The organism is Candidatus Halocynthiibacter alkanivorans, from assembly GCF_003333265.1.
GTDB lineage: Bacteria > Pseudomonadota > Alphaproteobacteria > Rhodobacterales > Rhodobacteraceae > Halocyntiibacter_A > Halocyntiibacter_A alkanivorans.
In genome coordinates, this window is record NZ_QOLB01000077.1 from 87,950 (window position 1) to 112,651 (window position 24,702).

Annotated in this window: 23 protein-coding genes; 5 read left to right on the top strand and 18 right to left on the bottom strand. The window is 56.3% G+C overall.

The features are described from left to right. Entirely contained in the window at positions 1-1,131 is a 1,131-nt protein-coding gene (locus DWA01_RS08400) for a Gfo/Idh/MocA family protein (protein ID WP_114285394.1), read from the top strand. 69 nt (positions 1,132-1,200) lie between these two features. Here DWA01_RS08400 and DWA01_RS08405 read toward each other — a convergent pair whose 3' ends face one another. Next, on the bottom strand, positions 1,201-2,109 hold the full coding sequence (locus DWA01_RS08405; RefSeq protein ID WP_235008474.1) for a DMT family transporter: 909 nt from the start codon (positions 2,107-2,109) through the stop codon (positions 1,201-1,203). A 272-nt stretch (positions 2,110-2,381) separates the two neighbouring features. Then, positions 2,382-3,278 carry a LysR family transcriptional regulator gene (locus DWA01_RS08410; RefSeq protein WP_114285395.1) on the bottom strand — a complete coding sequence of 299 codons (897 nt, stop codon included), beginning with the start codon at positions 3,276-3,278 and terminating at the stop codon, positions 2,382-2,384. A 163-nt stretch (positions 3,279-3,441) separates the two neighbouring features. Between DWA01_RS08410 and DWA01_RS08415 the strand changes: the two genes are divergently transcribed. Next, positions 3,442-4,305: an NmrA family NAD(P)-binding protein gene (locus DWA01_RS08415; protein ID WP_160115983.1), complete on the top strand. Its 864-nt coding sequence runs from the start codon at positions 3,442-3,444 to the stop codon at positions 4,303-4,305. A 182-nt stretch (positions 4,306-4,487) separates the two neighbouring features. Here DWA01_RS08415 and DWA01_RS08420 read toward each other — a convergent pair whose 3' ends face one another. The 14 genes from DWA01_RS08420 to DWA01_RS08480 all read right to left on the bottom strand — a co-directional run bounded on the left by DWA01_RS08420 (position 4,488) and on the right by DWA01_RS08480 (position 17,000). After that, complete coding sequence (locus DWA01_RS08420) at positions 4,488-5,450, bottom strand: 2-hydroxyacid dehydrogenase (protein WP_114285397.1); 963 nt, start codon at positions 5,448-5,450, stop codon at positions 4,488-4,490. After that, entirely contained in the window at positions 5,447-5,641 is a 195-nt protein-coding gene (locus DWA01_RS08425; protein WP_114285398.1) for a hypothetical protein, read from the bottom strand. Before DWA01_RS08425 ends, DWA01_RS08420 begins: the two co-directional genes overlap by 4 nt. An 18-nt stretch (positions 5,642-5,659) precedes the next feature. After that, a complete protein-coding gene (locus DWA01_RS08430) occupies positions 5,660-7,000 on the bottom strand; it encodes an amidase (protein ID WP_114285399.1) in 1,341 nt (446 codons plus the stop codon). Then, entirely contained in the window at positions 6,997-8,361 is a 1,365-nt protein-coding gene (locus DWA01_RS08435; protein WP_114285400.1) for a TRAP transporter large permease, read from the bottom strand. The genes DWA01_RS08430 and DWA01_RS08435 overlap by 4 nt, the downstream gene beginning before the upstream one ends. A gap of 61 nt (positions 8,362-8,422) precedes the next feature. Further along, entirely contained in the window at positions 8,423-8,974 is a 552-nt protein-coding gene (locus DWA01_RS08440; protein ID WP_114285401.1) for a TRAP transporter small permease subunit, read from the bottom strand. 83 nt (positions 8,975-9,057) lie between these two features. After that, positions 9,058-10,044: a TRAP transporter substrate-binding protein gene (locus DWA01_RS08445; protein ID WP_235008475.1), complete on the bottom strand. Its 987-nt coding sequence runs from the start codon at positions 10,042-10,044 to the stop codon at positions 9,058-9,060. A 3-nt stretch (positions 10,045-10,047) separates the two neighbouring features. Continuing rightward, positions 10,048-10,152, bottom strand: a complete 105-nt coding sequence (locus DWA01_RS23495) for a twin-arginine translocation signal domain-containing protein (RefSeq protein ID WP_235008476.1) — start codon at positions 10,150-10,152, stop codon at positions 10,048-10,050. Positions 10,153-10,426: 274 nt separating this feature from the next. Beyond that, complete coding sequence (locus DWA01_RS08450; protein WP_114285402.1) at positions 10,427-11,350, bottom strand: LysR family transcriptional regulator; 924 nt, start codon at positions 11,348-11,350, stop codon at positions 10,427-10,429. Positions 11,351-11,544: 194 nt separating this feature from the next. Then, the gene (locus tag DWA01_RS08455; RefSeq protein WP_114285403.1) at positions 11,545-11,970 is read right to left on the bottom strand and encodes a GlcG/HbpS family heme-binding protein; all 426 of its coding nucleotides are present in this window, start codon (positions 11,968-11,970) and stop codon (positions 11,545-11,547) included. Positions 11,971-12,033: 63 nt separating this feature from the next. Beyond that, positions 12,034-12,819 carry an enoyl-CoA hydratase/isomerase family protein gene (locus tag DWA01_RS08460; RefSeq protein ID WP_114285404.1) on the bottom strand — a complete coding sequence of 262 codons (786 nt, stop codon included), beginning with the start codon at positions 12,817-12,819 and terminating at the stop codon, positions 12,034-12,036. Then, the gene (locus DWA01_RS08465; protein ID WP_114285405.1) at positions 12,816-14,096 is read right to left on the bottom strand and encodes a TRAP transporter large permease; all 1,281 of its coding nucleotides are present in this window, start codon (positions 14,094-14,096) and stop codon (positions 12,816-12,818) included. Before DWA01_RS08465 ends, DWA01_RS08460 begins: the two co-directional genes overlap by 4 nt. Beyond that, positions 14,096-14,662 carry a TRAP transporter small permease gene (locus DWA01_RS08470; RefSeq protein WP_235008477.1) on the bottom strand — a complete coding sequence of 189 codons (567 nt, stop codon included), beginning with the start codon at positions 14,660-14,662 and terminating at the stop codon, positions 14,096-14,098. Before DWA01_RS08470 ends, DWA01_RS08465 begins: the two co-directional genes overlap by 1 nt. A gap of 126 nt (positions 14,663-14,788) precedes the next feature. After that, entirely contained in the window at positions 14,789-15,772 is a 984-nt protein-coding gene (locus tag DWA01_RS08475; RefSeq protein ID WP_114285407.1) for a TRAP transporter substrate-binding protein, read from the bottom strand. Between the two features lie 40 nt (positions 15,773-15,812). After that, positions 15,813-17,000, bottom strand: a complete 1,188-nt coding sequence (locus DWA01_RS08480; RefSeq protein ID WP_114285429.1) for a pyridoxal-phosphate-dependent aminotransferase family protein — start codon at positions 16,998-17,000, stop codon at positions 15,813-15,815. A 144-nt stretch (positions 17,001-17,144) separates the two neighbouring features. On the opposite strand from DWA01_RS08480, the gene DWA01_RS08485 reads away from it, so the two are divergent. After that, complete coding sequence (locus DWA01_RS08485; protein WP_235008478.1) at positions 17,145-20,048, top strand: FAD-binding and (Fe-S)-binding domain-containing protein; 2,904 nt, start codon at positions 17,145-17,147, stop codon at positions 20,046-20,048. A gap of 6 nt (positions 20,049-20,054) precedes the next feature. Beyond that, entirely contained in the window at positions 20,055-20,744 is a 690-nt protein-coding gene (locus DWA01_RS08490) for a GntR family transcriptional regulator (protein ID WP_114285408.1), read from the top strand. Between the two features lie 360 nt (positions 20,745-21,104). Here DWA01_RS08490 and DWA01_RS08495 read toward each other — a convergent pair whose 3' ends face one another. Then, positions 21,105-22,313 carry a mandelate racemase/muconate lactonizing enzyme family protein gene (locus tag DWA01_RS08495; protein WP_114285409.1) on the bottom strand — a complete coding sequence of 403 codons (1,209 nt, stop codon included), beginning with the start codon at positions 22,311-22,313 and terminating at the stop codon, positions 21,105-21,107. 304 nt (positions 22,314-22,617) lie between these two features. Continuing rightward, complete coding sequence (locus tag DWA01_RS08500) at positions 22,618-23,595, bottom strand: NAD(P)-dependent oxidoreductase (RefSeq protein ID WP_114285410.1); 978 nt, start codon at positions 23,593-23,595, stop codon at positions 22,618-22,620. A gap of 136 nt (positions 23,596-23,731) precedes the next feature. Between DWA01_RS08500 and DWA01_RS08505 the strand changes: the two genes are divergently transcribed. Next, a complete protein-coding gene (locus tag DWA01_RS08505) occupies positions 23,732-24,628 on the top strand; it encodes a LysR substrate-binding domain-containing protein (RefSeq protein ID WP_114285411.1) in 897 nt (298 codons plus the stop codon). Positions 24,629-24,702: the final 74 nt, after the last annotated feature.

A 24,702-nucleotide genomic window follows, 5' to 3' on the forward strand; every position in this document is an offset into this window, starting at 1 on the left:
ATGTCCAACACAATAAACTACGGCATCATCGGTTGTGGCATGATGGGCCAGGAGCATCTTCGCAATATCGCTCTGTTGCCACAAACCCGGGTTGCAGCGATCTACGAACCGGATGCAGATATGGCAGCCAAAGCGCTTGCCCTGGCCCCCGGCGCGCAGCTGGTTGCGTCTGTTTCAGAGCTTCTTGATGTTGCGGAACTCGATTGTCTGCTGATCGTCAGCCCAAATTATTGCCATGTCGGGCAGCTTGAGGAAATCAAAGCAAAACGTCCTTTGCCAATCCTGGTTGAAAAACCTCTGTTCACGGATCCGGAAGCAACAGCTCGCCTTGAAGCTTTCCGCAGCGGTTACCCCGCCCCGGTCTGGGTGGCGATGGAATACCGCTATATGCCGCCAATTGCAGCCTTTTTAGTGGAAGCCAGGGCAGCGACGGGGGGCGTCAAAATGCTGACCATCCGCGAACACCGGTTTCCGTTTCTGGAAAAGGTCGGTGACTGGAACCGGTTCAACAGCAATACCGGCGGCACTTTTGTCGAGAAATGCTGCCACTTCTTCGACCTGATGCGTCTGGTGATGCGATCCGAACCAGTACGGGTCATGGCAACGGCCGCTCAATCGGTGAACCATCTGGATGAAACTTACAACGGGCAAACCCCCGACATCCTGGACAATGGTTATGTGATCGTTGACTTCGCCAACGGGTCGCGGGCGATGCTGGAACTCTGCATGTTTGCTGAGGGAGCGCAATATCAGGAAGAGGTATCCGCTATGGGGCCACTGGGCAAGATCGAGGCGCTTGTGCCCGGTCCGGGTCGTTTCTGGCCGGAGCACCTGGGCGCAGCCCCTGCCCCGCAGTTGATCCTCAGCCCAAGGTCGCCCAAAGGACCGGCGGCGCGCGACATCCCCGTGGACGAGGCCTTGTTGGACGCCGGAGATCACAATGGATCAACCTTTTACCAGCATGAAGGGTTTTTGGCACTTGTCCGCGGCGAAAAGGCCGCACCAGACGTGTCCTTTGACGACGGCTGGAAAGCCGTTGCTATGGGTATGGCCGCGCAAGAATCCGCTCGAACAGGTCAGGCAGTGACTGTCGGTGCAGAGGGCTTATTTCCGTTGTTTCCACCGGAGTGACAGTGTCGGGTTTTCTCTGTCGCTCCAGCCTGGGTAAGCCCGGACCAAAGTCCAGGCCAATGAACCAGTCTAACTCTGGCTTTTCCTCAGCTTGCCGACATGAGCCAGGGTACGCCCGTCGGTAATCACCAGACCCAGTGCAATCAGGCCAAAGCCAGCCCAGGCTTCAGGCCCCAGACGTTCACCAAGGAATGCGACGCCAAGCCCGATGGCGAATGGCGGGATCAACAGGGTGACCAGCATAAGATTGGCCGATCCGGCACGCACCAGTATGGCAAAATATAGCAGGTAGGCTACTGCCGTGGACAGGATCGACAGAGAAAAAATCGATACCCACACCCCGGCGGACAGGTTCAGCACTGGCATTCCGTCCGACCAGATTGCGATTGGCATCATCAGAACAGTGCTTCCGGTGAGCATTCCGAGTGCATTCATTTCCGGAGCGTTTCCGGCAAGGGTGATCTTTCCCCAGACGCTCGCGAATGCATAAGACAGGGCTGCGCCCAAAACGGCGAGCTGGGCCAGGTTCTTGGCGTCGAGCTGAGTGAGCGCGTCAAACCCCATGATCACAGAAACCCCGAGTACCCCCATAACGGCTCCGGCAATTTTTCGCGGCAGTAGCGGCTCATCTGCCAGCAACAGTCCCGCAACGACCGCACCAAAAACAGCGGTTGTGCCATTGAGAATGGACGCCAGGCTGCTGTCGATTGTTGTTTGCCCCCAGAAGATCAGCGAGAAAGGAATTGCATTGTTTAGCGCTCCCATGACGAGGTAGGCACCCCAGGTGCGCAGGGACACCGGAATGCTGACACCACGCCAGAGGACCACAAGCAACAGGACCGGAACAGCCAAAAATACGCGAAAAAGCGTTACGGTCAGCGGCGGCACCTCTTGCAGCGCGATTTCGGCAAAGAAGAAAGAGCCGCCCCAAACGGCTGCCAATGCCAGCAACATAAGGCCGGATATGCGATCAATCATAGAAACGGTTTTCCTGTCGTTTAGGTTTCCTATGCCTTCTTAAACGAGGATCAGATCAGCACGACCCGATTCTTGCGCATACGTTCACAAACCCGCCGCGCCCAGGTCCCAACGCATAGCAATGCAACACGTGCCCGCTTGACCAGTTCTCGGTTGACGCGACACAGCACCATTTCTGCCGGCCAGTGTCTGCAAACGCAGTCCCGGGTTTTCTGTCGGTGCCACATCCCAGCTTGCAAAGACCTGGTGCCCCGCTCCAGCGCCTCACTGTATTATCGGACAAGTCCTTTGCCGCCGATCACTTGCTCGCGCTCAAAAATCGCATCAACCAGATACCGGACACAGACCCGGACGCGTTCGGTCGCAATCACATCCGGATGGGTCAGCGCCCAGGCGGGTATCGTCTTTTCTGGGCCCGCGCCCGGAAGTCGCTCCAGCCCCGGCTCGCTGTCGGCCAGAAAACACATGAGATAGGCAAATCCCAGGCCGGCCTTCACCGCATTGAGCTGCGCCAGCATGTCTGAGACGATGTGCTGGACTTTGCAGCCGGCATATGGCGTTTCCTGGCGCCAATGTGCCAGCACTTCCTTGCTGCCCAGCGCGATCCACCGGCCGTCGGGATCGGTGCCGGTCAGACAGTGTTTGTTGATGTATTCAGGGCTGGCGTAGATCGCGTTGCCAAAGTCAGGCAACCGGTGGGCTACCAGACTTTCGTCGGGCCGGGTCTGAAACCGGATCGCGATATCCGCGTTGCGCCGCCTGAGATCCGCAACATCGAATGTCGCGTCTATTTCGATTTCGATCTGAGGGTAGAGTTCGGAAAACCTGGCAAGGATTGGCATCAGCAAATGCTGCGCCAGCAGAGGCGGTGCCGAAATGCGCACCGGGCCCGACAACAGCGCATCCCGGCCAAATACTTCCCGCTCCAGACTGAGGATCTCGCTTTCCACCCGTTCGGCCCGCTCTACCATCGCTTCGCCGACTTCGGTCAGCACAAAGCCTTCCGGCTGGCGGATGAACAGCTTGATGCCAAGTTGCTCTTCCATCGCCTGAAGCCGTCGCGACACCGTTGAATGGCTGACGTTCAACAACTTTGACGCGGCCCGGACAGACCGCCCGCGCAGGATCGCAAGAAATTTGCGCAGGTCGTCCCATTCAAAGACTTTCATGTGCTCACCTTTTGAAGTGCCAGTTCATTCCGCGCCCTGCACGCGGTGCAAAAACGGAACAGTTACGCGCAGTTATAGCCAGTTTCGAGGCAATATTGAACAGGCTATACCACTTTCAGACGAAACATTACGCCCTTGTGGCGGGAATTTACGGAGAGAAAACATGAAAAACGAAATCCTTGTCATCGGCGGGACTGGCAATACAGGGGCGCCGCTTGTTGATCTGTTGCAAGAAAGCGACCAGAGCTACCGCGTGCTGGTGCGCAACGATCAAAGCGAAGCCCGGCTGGCCGCCCGGGGCATCCCCACCCTGCGTGGCGCTCTGGGAGACTGGCCTGGTATTGAGGCCGCGCTGGCGGACGTGGACACGCTCTTTCTTGTCAGCAGCCCGGCTCCGGAAATGCTGGAACTGCACAAGCGCGTGATCGACCTGGCAGTGTCCACCGGTGTGCGCAAGATCGTGCGCCTCTCGGCTGAACCCGCCCGTGCAAGCAAAGGCATGGCGCTTTATGAGCAGCATGCAGAGGCGGATGAGTATCTGATGGCAAGCAGTATTGCTTATGTCATCCTGAGGCCGCATTATTTCATGCAAAATATCCCGCAGATGCATGCGGCCTTTATGCAGGACCAGAAGATGTTTGCGCAATACCTCGGGGAAACGCGCATCCCGATGGTCGACACGCGCGACATCGCACTGGCAGCATATCTGTGCCTGACGTCGGACGACTTCAACAACCGGATCCACTATATCACCGGCCCGGACACGATCAGCTTTTACGATGTTGCGACGTCATTTTCAAAAGCGCTGGACCAGCAGATCAGCTATGTCAGCCTGTCCTATGAGGATCAGAAAGCGGGCTTGTCTGCAGCGGGCCTGCCAGACTGGACCATCGACACTGTCATGACCCTGTTCAAACGCTGGGTTGACGTGGGCGAACATCCGGTAAGCCCGGATTTTGAGCAGATCACCGGCGTGAAAGCGATCAGCATCGATCAGTTTGCCGCCGACTTTGCGCCCAGCATGTAAAACACGGCCTTGGTCTGGCAATTCCAGCACTGCCCAGTGCCCTTATTGCGGACACGGAGGGACGGCACTGCGCGGGCAAGGCACACATATTTAACGTGGCAAAGATTCAAAGTGATTGTGCGGACGCGGCCCACAGCAAACAACAGAAAGTTGTTGGCCGCGCCCCCCTTTAGCCCACTATGTCATAGCAAGTCTCTGGGGCGTTGCCCGGCAAAAAAAGCGTCCAGGTTGTCCAGCGCCCGGAACCCCATGGCGTCACGGGTTTGTGTGGTGGCGCTGCCGATATGAGGCAGCATGAAGACGTTCTGATACTGCGCCAAAACCGGGTTGCCGCCTGGCTCGGTTTCAAAACAGTCCAGACCCGCCGCTGCAATCTGACCGCTTTCAAGGGCGGCAATCAGGGCCCCCTCGTCAACCAGTGCACCACGGGCCGTGTTGACCATCACCGCGCCCTTGGGCAAAAGTGCAAACCGTCCGCCATTCATCAGCCCCGTGGTCTCGGGTGTGGCCGGGCAGTGCAGCGAGAGGAAATCGGCCACGTGCAACAGGCTTTCTACCGAAGCGTGATACGTCGCGCCTCCGGCTTGCTCAGGGCTCAACTCGCTGCGATTGTAATAATGCACCTCCATGTCAAACCCACGCGCCTTGCGGGCAAAGGCCTGCCCCACACGGCCCATACCAATGATGCCGAGACGGGCCCCTGTCACCTGTTTGCCAACCATGAAAGACGGGCTCCAGACATCCCAGTTGCCCGCGCGCACCAGCGTGTCGCCCTCAATCGCACGTCTGGCCGCTCCCAGCATCAGCAACATCGCAATCTCCGCAGTGGCATCAGAAAGCACATCGGGCGTATTGGTCACTGCAATGCCACGCGCCGCCAGCGCTGGCAGGTCGCAATGGTCGACCCCAACCGAATGGTTGGCGATGATTTTCAGCCGGGGGTCGAGGCGCGCAGCAACATCTGCGCTGAAATGTTCCGAGTGGCAGGGAATAACCGCATCGACCCTGGCGCTCATCGCGACGATGTCCGCATCACTGCTCAGACCGTCGGCCTCATTCAGGATCACCTCATAATCGCGTCGCGCCCGCTTAATCGTTGCGTCCGACAGTTTGCGGCTGATCCAAAGGCTGGGTTTCGCACTCATTTGCGGCGCACGCATTCGTCCCAGAAGTCATAGACCACCAGGCTCAGCACAGCTATCGCGATAATCATGAAGGGCAGCCCGCCCGAAAACCCGGCGAACCCGGTCGAGATACTGTAGGACAGCCCACTAATGAAGGTGACCATAATTCCGGTGCCGATCAGCCCCACAATGAGTTTTGTTAAATATGACATCTGTCAGTCTTTCCTGATTCAGGCGGCCGCAGCCGCAACATGTGTTTGAAACCATGCGGCAGTGCGCATCAGCTGATCATCGCGCTCAGCGGGCCCGATCAGCTGCACCCCGACCGGCAGCCCGGTTTCGCCAACCAGAAGCGGAATGGTGACGCTGGGCAGACCGGCCAGCGTCCACAAGGTGCAGAATATCGGATCACCGGTGCCGGTGCCAAACAGCGGTGCCTCCCCAGCGGCGGCCGGGGCAATAATTGCATCAAATTCCTGGAAAAATTCGGCAAAAAAGGCCTCCGCCGAAGTTTTGACCGCCATTGCGTCCTCGTATTGCGCCTGGCTGATCTGACGGCCACGGGTGACGATGGGCTGCAGCGTGGGGCTGATCTGATCCCAATGGGCGTCAAATGTCGCAGCGAGATGCTGACAGATTTCAAATTCGTGGATGGTCCCCTGCACCGCCACCAGATCCGCCAGTTGCGCCGCCGGGTCCAGGCGCAGCAGATGTGTGCCCAGAGTTTCCTTGACGGCAGAGAGCCCCTCTTGTGTTGCTTCTGTCAGCCGGTCGTTGAACGGCAGATTGAACCAGGCGAAATCGGGCTCGACTGGCACTTGCTGGCCGCAGCCGTCATGTGCGGAGGGGCGTGGCCGGGCAAAGCAGAGCGGGTCAGTCGGGTCATAGCCGCTGATCACGTCAGACAGCAGCGCTGCATCTTCCAGGCTGCGGGCAAAACAGCCGACCTGGTCCAGCGACACGGAGGTTTGCAATATGCCCCGCCGCGAGATCATGCCGCGGCTTGGTTTAAACCCGTAGACGCCGCAGAAGGAAGCCGGCCGGATCACCGACCCGTTGGTCTGGGTACCAATTGCCAGCGGCACCTGATGCGCGGCCACCGCCGCCGCCGAGCCACTGGAGGAGCCGCCGGGGCTGTGATCGGCATTGTGCGGATTGCGGGTCTCGCTGGGGTGAAGAAATGCCAGTTCAGTGGTGACCGTCTTGCCAAGCATCACCGCACCTGCTTCGACCAGGCGCTCAACAATTGCCGCATCTGCCGCGGGCTGGCGGCCGGCAAAAATTGGCGTGCCACGCTGGGTGGGCATGTTTCTTGTGTCGATGATGTCTTTCAACCCCACAGGCACCCCGTGCAAAGCGCCGATGGCACGGCCTGAGCGGCGGATATCGTCCATCCGGGCCGCCTGCGCGAGCGCGCCTTCGCGGTCCAGCCAGGCCCAGGCACCCAGCCCGGGCTCGGTCTTGTCGATCTGCGCGAGGCAAGCGCCCACCAGATCGACAGAACTTAACCGCCCTTCACGAATTTCACGGGCCGCGTCAGTGGCGGACAAAAGATGAGGCGCGTTCTTCATGGCACGTATACTCCGAACAGGTAGTCAGGCAACCACAGGGCGATGCCCGGGAACTGATACATCAATACCATGGTCAGGATCACAATCCCCAGGTAGGGCATGATCCCCCTGAAAATCTCTACCAGTTCGATCTGCTTCTTCAACACCCCTTTCAGGTAATAGGCCGACATCGCCATCGGAGGTGTCAGAAAAGAGGTTTGCAGGTTCAGCGCCACCAACATGGCAAAGAAGTAGGGGTTGACGCCGAACGGTTCCAGCAGCGGCAGGAAAATCGGCACGAAGATGATCAGGATTTCCGACCATTCCAGCGGCCAGCCCAGGAAGAAGATGATCAGCTGCGCCAGGACCAGAAACTGCCAGGGTTCCAGATCCATGCCAATAACCCACTCCGAGATCAGCGATTCACCACCCAGATAAGAGAACACAGAGGCGAAGGTCCAGGAGCCGACAAACAGCCAGCACACCATCGCCGTGGCCTTGGCAGTCAGGAACACGCTTTCCTTAAGTTTGGTCCAAGAAAATGATCGGTAGATCACCGCCAGAACCATGCCGCCCATGGCCCCCATCGCTGCCGCTTCGGCCGGGGTGGCCAGGCCGCCTAGAATGGATCCCAGCACCAGCGCAATAAGAACGGTCAACGGCACAAAAGAGACCAGAAGGTCGAGGTAGATCTTTTTGGCTGGTGGTATGTCTTCCAGGTTTGGCTTGGGCGCCAGTGACGGCGTTATCAACACCCGCACGATCACGTAGACGATATACAGCGATGCCAGCAACATCCCCGGAAACACCGCCGCCGCATAGAGCCGCAGGGGCGACAGGTTGCCGATCGCGGAATAAACGATCAGCATGATTGAAGGCGGGATCAGAATCCCCAGTGTGCCGCCGGCACAGATAACGCCTGAGGCAAAACTGCGGTTATAATTGGCGCTTGCCATCGCCGGATAGGCCAGCAGCCCCATCAGTGTCACCACCGCGCCGACTATGCCCGAAGCCGTAGAAAACACCGCACAGGTCAGCAAAGCCGCAATGGCCAGCGATCCCGGTAAATTGCGCGCCGCCATGTAAAGTGAATAAAACAGCCGGTTTACGATATTGGCGCGCTCGACCACGTAGCCCATGAACAGGAACAGCGGGATCGCGACGAGCGTATCATTTTCCATCACCGAATAAGTATTCTGGTTCAGGAGATAGAATATGTTGTTGCTGAAGAGATCAGAGAAGGTCTCGATACCGCCCTGATAATAAGCGTAATACCCAAACCCTACGCCCATGGCGATCAGGGTAAAAGCGATGGGAAAGCCAAGCATTACCAGCACGATAAACAAGCCAAGCATAAAAATGGCGACTTCAGGGTTTGTCATATTAATTTCTTTCTGAGAGCGCTTTGGTCCGTCGTCCGCCGGTTTTGCGGGCGGGCTGGTGCTATTCCATCAACAGGTCTTCGGTCTCTTTCACGTCATCAAGACGCTCCAGCCAGACCCCGGTCCGCATCGCTTTCCAACACCGTATCAACTCGGCCAGGCCCTGAAGCAACATCAGAGCACCCGCCAGCGGGATCAGGGTTTTAAAGAAATAGATCTGGATCCGCGCCGGGCTGTTCCAGCTCACTTCTTTATAACGCCAGCTGTCAGAGGCGATTTCCCAGCCGTACCAAAACAGAGCCATCATGCCGGGAAAGAAGAAGAGCAGATAGAGGGTGAAATCCACCCGCGCCTGCCAACGGACTGAAAACAGCCGGTACAGCACGTCGCCGCGCACATGAGTGTCCTGGGCCAGGGCATAAGGGCCCGCCATCAGAAACAGGGCGCCATACATCTGCACCATCATGTCAAAGGCCCAGACCGTCGGCGAATTTAACACGTAGCGCACGAACACTTCATAGGCGACCGACAGGGTCAGGATCAGGATACACCAGCCAAAGGCACGTCCCACCCACAGGCTCAGCCCTTCGATTGCATGTACGAATTTTGTCACGTCTGCTCCGTTTCGTTGCTGGTGTCACATAGATGAGGGCCCACACAGATGGGCCCTCACGCCTGCTCAGTCGTTGTCCCGGATCAACCGAAATAGTGGTTGTAAGCCAGCTTGTAATCCGGCTGGTTCAGGTTCAGATAGCCCATGACATTCTTGGCATAGACCTTCTGGCTTTCGATCACGCGGGCAAAGAAATCGTCCTCTGCGGAAATGCGGTCAACCACCACATCCCAGGCGAAAAGCTGGGCCGTCATGACATTGTCCGGTGTCCGGTGAACTCTGACGCCCTGTTCATCGCGCAGGGTGGTCAGATCATCGGCGTACCGTTTGGTATTGTTCCAGTAGAAGTTGGAATTCTCGGCCTCTGAGGCGAATTTCAGAATCGCCTGAAGTTCCTCCGGCAGAGCCTCGTATTTCTTCTTGTTGAAGGTGATCTCGAAGAATTCCTGCGACTGGTGGAACGAAGCAAGATGATAGTCCTTGGACACATCCTGCATCCCAAAGTCACGGTCCGAAGTCGGGTTGTTGAACTCGGCTGCATCGATCAGACCGGACTTCATTGCTGGCTGAATCTCACCGCCGGGAAGTTGCACAACTGACATGCCCATTTCCAGAAGAACGTCTGCAGCCAGACCAACGGTCCGGTATTTCAGACCTTTCAACTGGGACACGTCCTTGATTTGCTCTTTGAACCAGCCAAGCGGCTGCGCCGGCATCGGTGAGTTGAAAAAGGACACAACATTCAGGCCCAGGGTGGCCATCAATTCGTCAAACAACTCCTGGCCACCGCCGTAGTTGACCCAGCCCAGAACTTCCTGCGAGGACCAGCCATAACAAGGTCCGGTGCCAAACAGCGAAGCGGCCTTGGATTTGGAGTACCAGTAGGCCGGCACGTAATGGGCCGCATCCAGAACACCGCGGTGAACCGCGTCCTGCATCTGGGATGTCTTGACAACAGAGTCGACGCTCAACAGATCGATCTTAAGCGCATTGCCGGCCATAGCGTGAACGCGGTCCACATAGGACTGGGCGTTTTCAAGGAAAATACCGCCGCCCCAGGCCGCCTGCATTTTCTATGTTGTGGTGTGATTTGCCGCAAGCGCTGGTGTTGCCAGAGAAGCGGCGCCAATCGCCGCGCTGCCGCGCAAGAAATTTCTGCGGTTCAAAGGTATTGTCATGTGTTCCTCCCATGGAATTAACAGACATTATGTCTTGGGTGTCAGAGGTTTATGGTCCCGATGGCGGGGGATTTTCAGTCCCGTCAAAAGTTCCCCCTCAGATCAGCGTGAGCCCCCAGGTCCTCAAAAATCCGAATATTAATAATTGGTAATATTTCACTGCTGAATATTGATCAGCTGCCCTGGACGGTCCTCCCCAACATCCGTGCTGAAAACCTAACTCAGGCGGACAACATCGATCAACTCGACGAAACTGATAATGACGATCTGGAATTTAGATGCTGATTTGTTGCTGACTCGCCAGCTCCGCTGCATTGCGGGCAATCTGCTTGCGCAACCACACCAACATGGCCGACTCATGTGTGCGTGATGTCCAGTACATATCCAGGTTAAACGGGGCCGGGAACGGACATGCCACACTGATAATATCGCCACTCAATTTGTCAGCAATTCTGCTTGGAACGGTCGAAATCATATCCGTTCCGGCCAGCAACATACCGATATCTGCAGGGCTTGGTATGCTTATCGATCTGTTCAATTCCAGACCTTTTCCTTCTAATTCAACAAGATAGAAAGACCGCCAGTTGTCACCGTAAGTCACCAGCGCGTGATTGGCATTAACATAACGCTGTTCAGTCATGGTCTGGCTTGCCAAAGGATTTTGCTTGCACATGATGCAGACATAGTGGTCGGTGAACAGGCTTCGTTTGAAAAAACCACTCTCCTTGATGGTCATCGGACTCAGCAATATGTCGCTGTCGCCGCGTCTGAGACTTTGTTCCCCCTCGGTCAGGGACTGCACCATATTGAGATGAATGCCAGGAGCTTTCTGGCGCAGAGTTTTGAGCAACAATGGCAATAAGGTCGCACGTTCATAGTAATTGCTGGCAATGCTGACGCTGGCAGTTGAGGTGGCTGGGTCAAAGACGGGCGGCTCAATTAACCCGGTAAACTCCTCAAGCATCCCACCCGCTGCGCCGACAATCGAAATACAGCGGTCAGTGGCCACGATGCCGCTGCCCTGACGCACAAATAACGGATCGCCAAACACGGTGCGCAGGCGGTCAATGGTATAGCTGATGGTCGACTGGCCAAGATCAAGTCGCTCGGCCGCTAATGAAAAAGAACGGCACTCATATACGGCCCGTAAAGTACGCAAGGCAGCAAAATCGATGGAATATGGGTCTGTTTTTTTCACAATTGACTCTTTTCTGCCAAATAAGAGATCTGCTTAAAAACGTTTGTATGGGTGTCACGTAAAGTAATTTGATAAATTGCGCCCTGTCCTGTGCGCTTCTAAGTTCAGGCCTGCGCACTCCGGACCCGGGCTGAAGAGCCTTCAGCCCGCCTGGGCACTTTCGCGACCAAACAGGTTATTTCCGGTCGCTGAAATCAACCGCCATCGGCGGTGAAACCGAGCGCTTCAATAGCAGCTACTGCACAAGCTTCGTCATTGTCAGAGGTGTCACCGGTGATCCCGACAGCCCCAATGATCTTGCCTCCTGATTTGACCAGAACGCCGCCAGGGGCCGGCACCAGCGACCCGGCTGCGATGCTGTTCATTGCCTGAATGAAACCAGGTTCCGTTTGCGCCCGGTTGAAAAGCGCGCGTGAGCCCAGGCCCATGCCGATGGCCCCGCGTGCTTTTCCCTGGGCAATTTCCGGGCGCAAATTGCTGACACCGTCTTCGCGAGCAAGCGCTATCAAAAACCCGCCCTTGTCCAGCACGGCCACAGTCAGTGGTTTCATAGCCGTTTTCTTGCGCCAGGCCAGGGCCTGCGAAATGATGCTCTGCGCCGTCTGTAAATCCAGTTCCAAGGGTGCTCCTCCTTCAGGGGGTTCGGATGACACGCATGTGCGACAAGTCACCGGACAAAAATCTCATTTTCCGGTCCACTCCGGTTGCGTTTTGGCCAGAAAAGCCTCCATGCCGATGCGGAAGTCTGCGCTCATGCAACAAGAGGTTATCAGATCCGCATATTCGACCTTAAGCGCCGCCCGGTTGCGGCGCATGGCCTCTTTTGTTGCGCGCAGGGTCAAAGGCGCCATGGCGCCAACATGGGCGGCCAGTTCTGCGGCGCGGGACAACAGAGCCGGCTCATCAGTCAGCACTTCACTGACCAGACCCGTGGCCAGCGCTTCATCCGCGCCAATAAGCCGGGCAGTAAAAATCATTTCGCGCACCCGCCCTGCCCCGATCAGCTCCGACAGACGGGCGAGATTGCCGGCTGCCAGGCAATTTCCCAGGGTCCGGGCGATTGGAAAGCCGAATTTCAGACTGACTGAAGCGATACGCAGATCACAGGCGGCCGCGATTGACGCGCCGCCACCGGTACAAGCGCCATTGATCGCTGCAATGGTGGGCAGCGGACAGCGCTCCACCGCGTCAAGAACATGGTCAATCTGCGCCTCATACTCCAGCGCGTCCTGCGCGGTTTTAAACCCGCGAAACTGCGTCATGTCGGTGCCTGCCGCAAACGCTTTGCCGCCCGCGCCTGAGATAACAACAGCCTTCACTGATCCGTCGGTTTTCACTCCGCTACAGAGTTCCGCAAGCGCGTTATACATCTCAAATGTCAGCGCATTCCGGGCCTCCGGACGTTCAAATGTGATCCAGAGTATCCCGTTTCGCATTTCACTGTTTAAGTCGCCTAAGTTGCCTGTCATCGGTAAAAATACTCCACCAGGAACATCGGCACTGCAGGCACATAGGTAGAGATCATCAACACAAACAGAAGCACGCCGACAAACCATATATTGACCTTGGAGACTTCCCAGATATTGGCGCGTGCCACCGAACAAGCCGTGATCAGAACAGAGGCCACAGGGGGCGTCTGCTGCCCGATGGCAAGGTTCAGCGTGACAACCAGACCAAAATGCACCGGGTCGATGCCTGCAGCGTTGATCAGTGGGATTACAATCGGGATCACCAGAATAATAGCGGCGGCGGAATGCAGGAAAAATCCAATGATCAGAAAGAAGAAATTCAGGATCAGAAGGATTGCCCATTGCTGCGTCGTGATCGAAAGAATGCTTTCGGCCAGTTGCTGCGGGATCTGGGCCCGGGTCAGAAACCCACCCATGAGAACAGATGCCGCAACCAGCAACATCACCACCGCTGTTTGCATGCCGCCGTCCAGCATCGCTGTTCTCAGGTGCTTCCAGTTGATGTTGCGATACCAGGCGGAGACAACAACAGCGGCCAGAACGGCAAGCCCTGCGGCTTCGGTGGCGGTCACAAACCCGCCGAATATTCCGCCCAGGATGATCACCGGCAGGGTAAAAGCCGGCAGCGCATCCACAAAGGTCTCGCGTATCCGCGGGATATTGAACGCGTCTTCAGTCGGAAAATTATAACGTCGCGCAAAGAAATAAGCGACGCCCATGAGACCGCCTGCCCCCATGAGACCCGGCACCACCCCGGCGACAAACAGTTGCTCAACCGAGGTGTTGGCCGAGGCCGCATAGAGGATCATCGGAATGGAGGGCGGGATAATGATGGCCAGAGAGGCGGACGATGACGTCACTGCGGCGGAAAACTCTTTGCTGTAACCGCGCTTTTTCATCTGTGGGATCAGGATCGAGCCCATGGCAGCGACATCGGCCACGGCAGAACCGGATATCTCGGCAAAAAACAACGAAACACCGATGTTGACCATCGCCAGACCACCACGAATGAAGCCAATCAGAGAGGTCACGAAATTGATCAGCCGGTCAGTGATGCCACCGGCGTTCATAATGGCGCCAGCCAGCACAAACATCGGAATTGCGATGAGTGAGAACTTGGTGGATCCGTCGTACATATCCAGCGCAATGGTCACCAGACTGTCGGTGCCTTCGGTCGCCAGCAGGCCGATTACACCAGCCATTGCCAGCGCCACTGCAATTGGAACATTAATAGAGATCATCAGCAGAAGCGCGACGAAAATAGCAGCCATAAGCATCAGACAAGATCCTTGTTTTTTTCAAGCTCGGCTTCGACTTCTTCTTCAATTTCAGCATGTTCCAGCGATATCCCGGCACGGGACATCTTCCAGTAGTCAGGCAGGCTGAGGATCTGACACAGAATAAAAAGCAAAGCGCCGATGGGAATGACGGATTGGGTCAGCTGAACCGGCACCCAGGTCAGCGAAATAAGCCGGTCACCGGCCAGCACTTCAAGCACCTGAAATCCGGCGCGGGCCATCAGGATAAAAAAGACCAGTACAATGGCTTCGCCCAAAAGCAATGCCGCCATGCGGTACTTAACCGGCAGTGCCAGCATCACCGTGTCAAAGCCAATATGGCGGCGGTTCAGGGCCGCAAGTGCAGAGCCGTAATAGGTAATCCAGGCCAGCATGATTGCCGCCACCTCATCATACCAGGAAAAACTTTGCCCCATGAGCCGCGCAATGACGGCGAGCGTTACGGTCAGGGTCAAAAGCACCATAAGTGATATGGTTATCCATTCGAGGATCTTACCCAGCACACCGACTATACGGGGCAGCAAGGACATTGAGTGTCGTTCCATGTTGGGCCTGTCTTTTCGAAGATGTTGTATCAAATATCTGAAAATTCCGTTTGAACCCAACGCGTCGAAATCAGGTCAAAGGGCGGTAAAATCGGGTGGCAAGTGCGACTTGCCACCCAAAGTAATTCAGCTGGCGTCGGCCAGACCGAGCACAAGGTCGATCATTTCCTGACCGCCTTCAACTTCGTCCGCAAAGGCTTTGTAAATCGGCGCAGAGGCCTCAATGAAGGCCGCTTTATCCGCCTCATTCACCTGGACACCCGCCGCTTTGATCACGTCCAGCAACTCCTCTTCAAGCTGGGCCGCTTTCTCGTATGTGAAGTCCTGAGTTTCCCCCGCGCAGTCGATCAAACCCGCCTGAACGTCCGCTGGCAGCTTGGAAAAATACTTTTTGGACGCAAGAATATAGGCAGGTGTGTAGACATGCCGGGTGATCGAAAGATAGGTCTGCACTTCCTGGAATTTCGCCGATGCGATTTGCGCATAAGGATTCTCCTGACCATCAATCACACCGGTCTGCAAAGCTGTGAACACGTCCGAGAACGCCATTGGTGTCGGGTTCGCACCGTATTCCTGGAACATTTTCAGGCGCCATACCCCGTTCGGTGTGCGCAGTTTAATCCCCTGCAAATCGGCCGGCACGTTGATGGGCCGGGTATTGTTGGTGATATTGCGGAACCCGTTTTCAGCCAGGCCCAGAATGAAATAGCCCTTCGCTTCGGCGGCGGCCTGAAACTCAGGCATCAACGCGCCCTGCACCCGGCGCATATGGTCGCGGTCCGAGATGATATAGGGCATTTCAAAAATGCCAAAAACATCGTCGACTGACGACATTACTGACGATGGCAGCGCAAAGTCGACCTGGCCCAGTTTGAGCTTCTGCAGCAGTTCTTTGTCCTTGCCAAGCTGCGAGGATCCAAAGGTCTGAACATCCACCTGGCCCTCAAGCGACGCGTTGGCGCATTGGGCAAAATAGTCCACGCTTGCTTCGAACAAGGAACCTGGCGCGCCCACATGGCCAAATTTCAGTTTCAGATCGGACCCGGCATAGGCGCCGCTGGCAAGCCCTGCCAATGCGGTCGCGGTGAGCAGTGTTTTTATAAATTTCATGCTTATTTCCTCCCAGTGGATTTACTTTGTTAAATACGCCTCACTCTGCCTGAACCTGCGACTGATCTACCTGGTGAAGCAGTTCCATGGCTGCGCTCACGCCCCCAGCGTTGTGGGGGATATTGGCCCTTTTCAGGCCCATTTCGACGCCGGCCAGAGTGGCCAGCAGCATCAGGTCATTGAAGTCGCCCAAATGGCCGATGCGAAAGACTTTGTCGGCAACTTTTGACAACCCGTTGCCCAGTGAAATGTTAAAATGCTGCAATGTCACAGACCGGAAGTTGTCGGCGCTGTGGCCCTCAGGCATGACCACGGCGGTCAACACACCGCTTTCCTGGCCCTGTTTTGCGCAGAGCACATCCAACCCCCAGGCCCGCACGGCGGCGCGGGTGGCTTTGCCGTGGCGCGCATGGCGTGCAAAGACGTTTCCGAGCCCTTCTTCGTGCAGCATATCCACGGCTTCGTTCAGGCCATAAAGTAGGTTTGTGCTTGGCGTATAGGGAAAATAGCCCTTTTCATTGGGGCCGACCATATCCGCCCAGTCCCAATAGGACCTTTGCAGTTTCGCGGACTTGTTCGCCGCCATTGCTTTGGCACTGATGGCGTTAAACGACAGGCCCGGTGGCAGCATCAGCCCCTTTTGCGAGCCGGAAATGGTTACATCCACCCCCCATTCGTCATGGCGGTAATCCAGCGATGCCAGGCCAGAAATTGTATCGACCATGAGCAGCGCCGGGTGATTGGCAGCGTCGATTGCTTTGCGGACCGCGGCGATCGGTGACACTGACCCTGTCGAGGTTTCGTTGTGGACAACACAGACGGCTTTGATCTTGTGCTCGGTGTCTTCAGACAGACGGGCCTCAATCAGGTCGGGATCAGCACCGCCGCGCCAGTCACCGGCAATAAACTCTGCCTTGAGCCCGAGTTTCTCCGCAATCGTTTTCCACAGGGTGGCAAAATGGCCGGTCTCAGACATCAGGACACGGTCGCCCGGGGACAATACGTTCACCAGAGCCGCTTCCCAGGCGCCGGTTCCTGACGCAGGATAAATCACCACATGCTCGCTGGTCTTAAAGATCGTTTTCAGACCAGTCAGCGCCCGCAGTCCAACCTCTGCAAAATCGGGTCCCCTGTGGTCGATGGTCTGCCGCGATATCGCCTTTAATATGCGGTCAGGTACCGCGCTCGGGCCCGGGATTTGCAGGAAATGAAGTCCGGCACGTCTCATAAAAATATCCTCTTGGTCTTTATATTTCTTCGCTCTGCCGGCCACTGAAGGAGACCAGCTGAACTTTACCATTGTGGAGATGTAATTTTGAATTCATAATTAAGTCAACAAAAAATTCCGATACATCATCAACAGGGCGAAAAATTGTCAGACCTTGCTCAAATCCTTTCCAAACGTGTTCAGGGCGACCTGTTGTTTGATCCGTATTCACGCGGCAGATATGCGACCGACGCTTCCATTTACCAAATGATGCCACTCGGAGTACTGTCGCCGAAATCCGAAGACGACATCAGCGCCGCCATCGATATTGCGCGTGAACAAGGCGTTTCGATCCTTGCGCGTGGCGGTGGGACTTCCCAGTGCGGCCAGACAGTGAACACCGCACTGGTTCTGGATAATACCCAGTATTTCAACGAAATCCTGGAGTTGGATGTTGAAGGCAAAAGATGTTTGGTGCGTCCGGGTATTGTGCTGGACGACTTGAACCGGGCGTTAAAGCCCCATGGGCTTTGGTTTCCGGTCGATGTGTCAACAGCGTCCCGCGCGACCATAGGCGGCATGGCGGGCAACAATTCCTGCGGTGGCCGCTCGCTGCGTTATGGGATGATGCGTGACAATGTGCTGTCGATTGACGCGTTTCTGGCGGATGGCAGCCAGCATCGCTTTGGCCTGGCGCAAAAGGATCAAAACCAACAGTACAGCCAATTGTCCAAGGACTTGTTTGCGCTGGGTGCGCGCGAAAAAGACGAGATTGATGCGCGGTTTCCCAAGGTCATGCGCCGGGTCGGTGGCTATAATATTGACGCGCTGGTCCCTGACGCGGCGCCCAACAATCTGGCGCATTTGCTGGTCGGATCTGAGGGCACACTGGCCTACTCCACCGCTATCGAACTCAAACTCTGGCCCTTGATCTCAGACAAAGTCATGGGCGTTTGTCATTTCCCCACATTCTATCAGGCGATGGAGGCGGCACAGCATCTTGTCACGCTGAAACCGCTGGGCGTTGAACTGGTGGATTCGACCATGATTTCTCTGGCGCGGGACATCCCGATGTTTCGCAAGACCATTGAGACTTTCGTGACTGGCGATCCCCAGGCGCTTTTACTGGTTGAGTTTGCGGAGGAAGACGCGGCGCAAAACGCTCTGAAACTGCGCCAACTGGATGAGATGATGGGTGATCTGGGATACTCATGGTCCGCCACTGGAGACAAATGGGGCGGCGTAACCCCGGTAAGTGACCCGGTATTGCAAAATCAAATCGCGGAACTTCGCAAGTCCGGCCTCAATATCATGATGTCGATGAAAGCCGCCGGAAAACCGGTGTCCTTTGTGGAAGACTGCGCGGTGGAACTGCCGGACCTGGCCGAATACACCTCTGGTTTGACCGAAATTTTTGAAAAACATGGCACCAGGGGCACATGGTACGCACATGCCTCGGTGGGGTGTTTGCATGTGCGCCCGGTTCTGAACCTCAAACTGGACCAGGACGTGAAAACCATGCGGGCGATCGCCGAAGAGTGTTTTGACCTGGTGGCACGTTACAAAGGGTCCCATTCCGGGGAGCATGGCGACGGTATTGTCCGTTCAGAGTTTCACGGAAAAATGTTTGGCGCCCGCATGGTTGCCAGTTTTGGTGAGGTAAAACAACACTTTGACCCAAAAGACCTCTTTAACCCCGGCAAAATCGTCTCTCCCCCGAAAATGGACGACCGGCGGCTGTTTCGCTATGGGCCGGACTATGCTGTTGCCGATATGAAAACCGAACTGGACTGGTCCGCCTGGACCGGCGGCGGCGGAGGTTTTCAGGGCGCGGTTGAGATGTGCAACAACAATGGCGCCTGTCGCAAATTGAAGGGCGGCGTTATGTGCCCCTCATTTCGCGTCACGCGCAAAGAAAAAGATCTCACCCGGGGGCGCGCCAACACGTTGCGTCTGGCCATATCCGGGCAGTTAGGCGTTGATGCACTGAGCTCGGATGACATGGCGGAAACCATGAAACTGTGTGTGTCGTGCAAAGGCTGCAAACATGAGTGCCCGACCGGTGTCGACATGGCACGCATGAAAATCGAGGTTCTGTCCGCACGGGCACAGAAAAATGGCATTGGCCTGCATGACCGGCTGGTCGGTTATTTGCCGCGTTATGCGAGTTTTGCCTCCCGGGTTCCGTTTTTAATGAACCTGCGCAACCGGATCCCTGGTCTGGCCCGGGTGCTGGAAAAAGGCACCGGGTTCACCGCGCAACGGGATCTGCCGATATGGAGCGCTAAACCTTTTAAAAACCGGGAGTTGCGCCAGAGTTCTGCACCGCAGGCCGTGCTGTTTGCAGACAGCTTCAACCGCTATTTTGAGCCAGAAAACCTGCGCTCGGCGATCCGGGTTTTGCAGACGGCGGGGGTCTCTCTGCAGATCGCAAAGCCCGCAGATGGCGGGCGCCCCTTGTGTTGCGGGCGCACATTTCTGTCTGTGGGCCTGGTCAAGGAGGCCAGGGCCGAGGCACAGCGACTGGTGGAGGCTTTGATGCCCTATGTGGAACAAGGCTTGCCAATCATCGGGCTTGAACCAAGCTGCCTGCTGACACTGCGCGATGAAATCCCGGCGCTGCTGCCGGGCAAAGAAACCGAGCAACTGGCCAGACATGCGCGTATGTTTGAGGAATACATCGCCGATCAGAAGGATAATCCAGCTTTTAACCTCCCCTTGAAATCTCCGGCGAATAAAGTGATTTTACATGGTCATTGCCACCAAAAGGCGATGGGGGTGATGCCGGCGATTGAACAGGTTCTGGATCTGTTGCCGGATACGGTGGTCGAGAAAATTGAAACGAGTTGTTGTGGTATGGCGGGTTCTTTTGGCTATGGTGCCGAAACTTACGAAACATCTCTGAAAATGGGCGAACTTGAGTTGCTGCCAGCTGTCCGCGGCGCTAATGCAGACGCAATAATCGTCGCTGACGGCACATCTTGCCGGCACCAGATCGGCGATACTACCGAGCGCGAAGCGATCCACGTGGCACGTCTTTTGGAAATGGCTCTGATGCAGGACCTTTGAAGCGATATGATGGAAAAAACCGAAGCGAATATGATCGAAAGAAAATCTCTTCACCTGGAACTGGTGGAGCGTATACGGCCTCTGATCATTGACAGCCAGCTGGTGCCCGGACGCAAAGTGCCTGAAAAGGATCTGTGCGAGAGGTTTCAGGTATCGCGCACGCCAATGCGTGAAGCGCTTAAAGTGTTGGCGTCCGAAGGCCTGGTGCGGCTGGAGCCCAACCGGGGCGCCTGGGTCACCACAGTCACGACAAACGAGGTCAAAGAAGTCTTTCCGATCCTCGGCGTGCTGGAGGCCTTGTCAGGCGAGCTGGCCTGCAAATACATCACTGATGCTGAAATCCGCGAGGTGCGCGCGCTCCATGAGGATATGCTGCAAAGCTATCGTGCGCGCGATCTTGCGGCGTATTTCGAAAGCAACCAGAAAATACATCGCGCCATTCTTCTGGCCGCCAGAAACGACACCCTGACCAAATCCTGTCAGACCCTGTCAGCGCGTATGCAACGGGCGCGCTATATTGCCAACATGTCCGAAGAACGTTGGGCAAATGCCGTCAGCGAGCATGAACAGATCATCAAGACCCTGGAAGCCCGCGACGGTCAAAGCCTGAGTGCAGTGTTGGTGGAACACATGAAAAACAAACAAGACTCGGTGCTTCGATGGCTGAGCACGACGCAAACCGACCAGGAGCTGTGAACAATCAGCTGCACATGACCGCTCATGGCTGCACCGGAAATAAGAATCCGGAAGTTTTGACCTGAATTGCACGACCTCTTTGCCCGCTCTTCCGGCTATTGCTGAGATTTCCGAACTGGTTCCCGGTCAGGTGCAGTAATCAAAAATCACCACAGCGAGACCGGCGGCGATATGCGATTTTATTTTGACGTCGTAGCGAGAGAACTGCCCCCGTTTTAAAGACTTCAGCACAGAAAACCGACGTCTGATGCACGAACCGCAGAAGGGGACACCTGCCTGCAGTCGACAAGATCACCGGGCGACTGTCACGGCTGAAAATTCAGCGGCTCTCCAGACGCCCGCGTTTGTCACCAGCTTGGTTCAAGGTGTTACATGTTGGTGCGACATGTCCAGGTGCAGTGCATCGTCCGTATAAGGGTGTGCACGCACCACATCCTCATTAAGCTCAATGCCCAGCCCCGGCGCGGACGGCGGAATGGCATAACCGTCCTCCCACCGGATTTGCGTTTTAAGAAAAGATCCCCAGGGCCCGTCAAATTTTCCGATAGATTCAAGGATCAGGAAATTGGGACTGCAGGTTGCGATCTGAATATTCGCAGCGGCGACAATGGGTCCGCAATAAAGGTGCGGTGCGATCTGTACGGACCGCGTTTCCGCCATGGAGGCGATTTTTTTGGCTTCCAGCAGACCCCCTACCCGGCCCAGGTTCATTTGAAGGATGGACGCAGCACCGGCTTCAAGGACGCGGGCAAATTCGTGTTTGGTGCACAGCCGCTCCCCGGTGGCGACAGGAATCGAGGTGAAGCTGGCAACCTGCGCCATATCGGCTGGGTTTTCCGGCGGCACCGGCTCTTCAAACCAGAGCGGATCGTATTTTTCCAGCCGGCGTGCCAGCCGCTTGGCACCAGAGACGGTGAATTGACCATGGGTGCCGATGAGCAAATCAGCGCGCGTGCCGACGGCTTCGCGGATCCGTTTGCAAAACAGCTCGCAACGGTCCAGATCTTCCATCCGGGGCTGGTGTCCGTCAAAAATCGTGTAGGGTCCGGCCGGATCAAATTTGACGGCGGTGAAACCCTGTTCCACCACCTGCAACGCAGCCTCGGCCGCCATGTCGGGATCATTATAGACATTGGGACGTGTCGGGTCGGGATAAACATCGCCCTCGGCCGGATAGAGATAGGTATAGCTGCGCAAGCGGTCAGAAACCTTACCCCCCATCAGCTCATAAACGGGTTTGTCAGCGGCTTTGCCAATGATATCCCAGCACGCCATTTCCAGACCACTAAAAATGCCCGCGACGGTGACGTCAGGGCGCTGGGTAAAACCGCCGCCATAGGTCATGCGCCACATTTTCTCGATGTGATGCGGATCATTTCCGGCAAAATAGCGTGCGAAGGTATCTTTGGCCATTTCCGCCATCAGATGCGCCCCGAAGGTCGCGCCATAGATTTCACCCAGGCCGGTAATGCCGCAGGCCGTCTGCAGTTTCACAAATATAAAATAGCGCCCGCCGTGGCGCGGCGGTGGGTTGCCGACAACAAATGTCTCAATGGATTGAAGTTTCATAGCAACTTCCCTGTTGTTCCTGAAGTGGCGCGCCGGATCATCCGCGTCGCCCCCTGGTTCGGTGGATCATGTCAGATGGATGTACGCACGAAAAGAGCACCCGACCGGCGTTTGTCACAAATTTTCTGGCGTCGTCATGCGCCATATGACGAAAGCACCGGGCAACAGCCCTGGCCCCGCCCACCTGCTCCGCCAGTTGAGACCCGGCTACCGGTTGAGCCCTCGCCAGCGCACGGATGATCCGGGTCAAGTGCGCCACTTTTGAAGGGATTATCATACGGATCTCCAGCTCCGGTTACGGCCGCTATCGGGCCGCGCCTGCGTGGGCAGAACCGGGCGGTATGACTTCATAGCCCGGCTCTTCGACCTCATCATCCTGCATCTCATCCGGAAACCCGGGGGCGAGAATGTCGAGATTGGTTGCTTCTTCCAGACGGCGGATGATGTTGGGAGACAATTCACGCGACCCGTAACGTTTTTCGCCATCTTCAAAGATAGATTTCAGCACCGGCGAGACTTCCAGCGGCACACCTGCACGGTCAGCCACCTCCTGAAACAGGGTGATGTCTTTGACCACAAGGTCCATGGTGAAATTAATGTCGCGAGACCCGTTCAGGATCACCTGGCTTTCGGTTTCATGGACAAAAGAATTGCCTGACGAGATGCGGATGGCTTCAAATGTGGTGTTCAGATCCATTCCGGCGGCCTTGGAGGTCACCAGGGCTTCACTCAGCGTCACCAGATTGGCGGTCGCCAGATAGTTGGTCACAACTTTCAGAACCGATGCGCTGCCGACGTCGCCGGTGTGCAGGATGCGTCGCCCCATGGCTTTGAGCACTGGCAGTGCGCGGTCAAACGTTTCGCGGTTACAACCCGCAAAAATTGAGATGTTTCCGGTGGCCGCGCGGTGGCATCCGCCCGAGACCGGGCAATCAATCGCCTCCGCCCCTGTGGCGCGGACCCTGGCTGCGATACGGCGGACCTCGCTTTCGTCTGTGGTGGACATTTCTGCCCAGATTTTGCCCGCAGACAGGCCCGTCAGCAGGCCGTCTCCGGCTTCCATCACCGCGGAACATGCTGCTGGAGACGGCAGGCAGGTGATGATCATGTCACAGGCCTCAGCCATTTTTTTCGGGCTGTCAGCCCACTCTGCGCCCCTGTCCAAAAACGGTTGTGCGGCCTTGCGGTCCAGATCACGGACAGTCAAGTCATAACCATTGCGTAAAACTGATCCGGCCAGTTTGGCGCCGACATTGCCAAGCCCGATAAATCCGATTTTCATGTGATTATCCCCCGTGTCCGTTTTGCTCCGCCGGTGTTTCCTCCGGTATGATAATTGCTAAGTTTGGCGCGTAGAGCTCGAAAAGAAAAACGATAAAACTATTGCTTAATGGTCAAAAATATTATGGCCTAACCCGATGAAACATCGTCTCCCAAATCTGACCTGGCTGCGCACATTTGAATCTGCTGCCCGCCTGCTTAACTTCACCGCAGCCGGCCGCGAACTAGGGCTGACCCAGACCGCCGTCAGTCTTCATATCAAATCACTCGAAGCGAGCCTGGGCTGCAAACTGTTCCTGCGTCAGCCACGCCGGCTGGCGCTGAGCGAAATGGGCGAAGCCTATGTCGGCTCCGTCCGCAGGGCGCTGGATGATATCAATATGTCAACCACCGGCCTGTTCGGATCCACAACCAAACACACGATTACGGTCAAAGCGCCGATCTCCACGGTGACCCTGTGGCTCGCGCCCTTGTTGCCGGATTTCCTCGACAAACACCCGGCAATTAACATCCGGCTCATTTCGCGGATCTGGGCGGACTCAATTGCGGATGAAGATGTGGATATCGACCTGCGGCTGGGCTACGGCGACTGGCCCGGCATGAATATTGAAAAGCTTTCAGAGGAAACCATTGTGCCAGTCTGTGCGCGTTCTGCAGCGGAGAACATCAAATCGCCGGCGGATCTTCCTGGTGGAAATCTGATCCATATTCTGGGCTATGAAGACAATTGGGAGCGATATCTGTCTGCGCGGGGGGTGCAGATAAAAGAGGCCAATATCCGCTGTTGGGTTGATACCACCGCCGCCGCTTTTGAACTGGTCGCGGCCGATGGTGGCTATGCAACATTTTTGACCCGTTTTGCACAAAGCGCCGTGAGGCGCGGTTGTCCGGTGGCGATCGCCGGCCCCCCGATTGCGTTTCCACAGGCGCATTACATCACCGATGTGATTGGCCGCGGCCCGGTGAAGCCCGAGGTTGAGCTTTTTAAGTCCTGGCTGCGCGTCCGGTTAAAAGAAACAAAGCAAACCAGTTAAATAAATCAATATCAGATACTTCACGGGAAGTATTACCGCACTGCTTTATCTGTGCCGGAATTATAGCTGGCCCC

Coding starts and splice junctions, on each gene's coding strand:
- DWA01_RS08405 (WP_235008474.1), bottom strand. CDS start 2,109: ATGATTGATCGCATATCCGGCCTTATGTTGCTGGCATTGGCAGCCGTT.
- DWA01_RS08500 (WP_114285410.1), bottom strand. CDS start 23,595: ATGAAAATCGGATTTATCGGGCTTGGCAATGTCGGCGCCAAACTGGCC.
- DWA01_RS08505 (WP_114285411.1), top strand. CDS start 23,732: ATGAAACATCGTCTCCCAAATCTGACCTGGCTGCGCACATTTGAATCT.
- DWA01_RS08435 (WP_114285400.1), bottom strand. CDS start 8,361: ATGACAAACCCTGAAGTCGCCATTTTTATGCTTGGCTTGTTTATCGTG.
- DWA01_RS08400 (WP_114285394.1), top strand. CDS start 1: ATGTCCAACACAATAAACTACGGCATCATCGGTTGTGGCATGATGGGC.
- DWA01_RS08475 (WP_114285407.1), bottom strand. CDS start 15,772: ATGAAATTTATAAAAACACTGCTCACCGCGACCGCATTGGCAGGGCTT.
- DWA01_RS08480 (WP_114285429.1), bottom strand. CDS start 17,000: ATGAGACGTGCCGGACTTCATTTCCTGCAAATCCCGGGCCCGAGCGCG.
- DWA01_RS08415 (WP_160115983.1), top strand. CDS start 3,442: ATGAAAAACGAAATCCTTGTCATCGGCGGGACTGGCAATACAGGGGCG.
- DWA01_RS08490 (WP_114285408.1), top strand. CDS start 20,055: ATGATGGAAAAAACCGAAGCGAATATGATCGAAAGAAAATCTCTTCAC.
- DWA01_RS08425 (WP_114285398.1), bottom strand. CDS start 5,641: ATGTCATATTTAACAAAACTCATTGTGGGGCTGATCGGCACCGGAATT.
- DWA01_RS08410 (WP_114285395.1), bottom strand. CDS start 3,278: ATGAAAGTCTTTGAATGGGACGACCTGCGCAAATTTCTTGCGATCCTG.
- DWA01_RS08445 (WP_235008475.1), bottom strand. CDS start 10,044: ATGCAGGCGGCCTGGGGCGGCGGTATTTTCCTTGAAAACGCCCAGTCC.
- DWA01_RS08420 (WP_114285397.1), bottom strand. CDS start 5,450: ATGAGTGCGAAACCCAGCCTTTGGATCAGCCGCAAACTGTCGGACGCA.
- DWA01_RS08430 (WP_114285399.1), bottom strand. CDS start 7,000: ATGAAGAACGCGCCTCATCTTTTGTCCGCCACTGACGCGGCCCGTGAA.
- DWA01_RS08495 (WP_114285409.1), bottom strand. CDS start 22,313: ATGAAACTTCAATCCATTGAGACATTTGTTGTCGGCAACCCACCGCCG.
- DWA01_RS08465 (WP_114285405.1), bottom strand. CDS start 14,096: ATGCTTATGGCTGCTATTTTCGTCGCGCTTCTGCTGATGATCTCTATT.
- DWA01_RS08460 (WP_114285404.1), bottom strand. CDS start 12,819: ATGACAGGCAACTTAGGCGACTTAAACAGTGAAATGCGAAACGGGATA.
- DWA01_RS08470 (WP_235008477.1), bottom strand. CDS start 14,662: ATGGAACGACACTCAATGTCCTTGCTGCCCCGTATAGTCGGTGTGCTG.
- DWA01_RS23495 (WP_235008476.1), bottom strand. CDS start 10,152: ATGACAATACCTTTGAACCGCAGAAATTTCTTGCGCGGCAGCGCGGCG.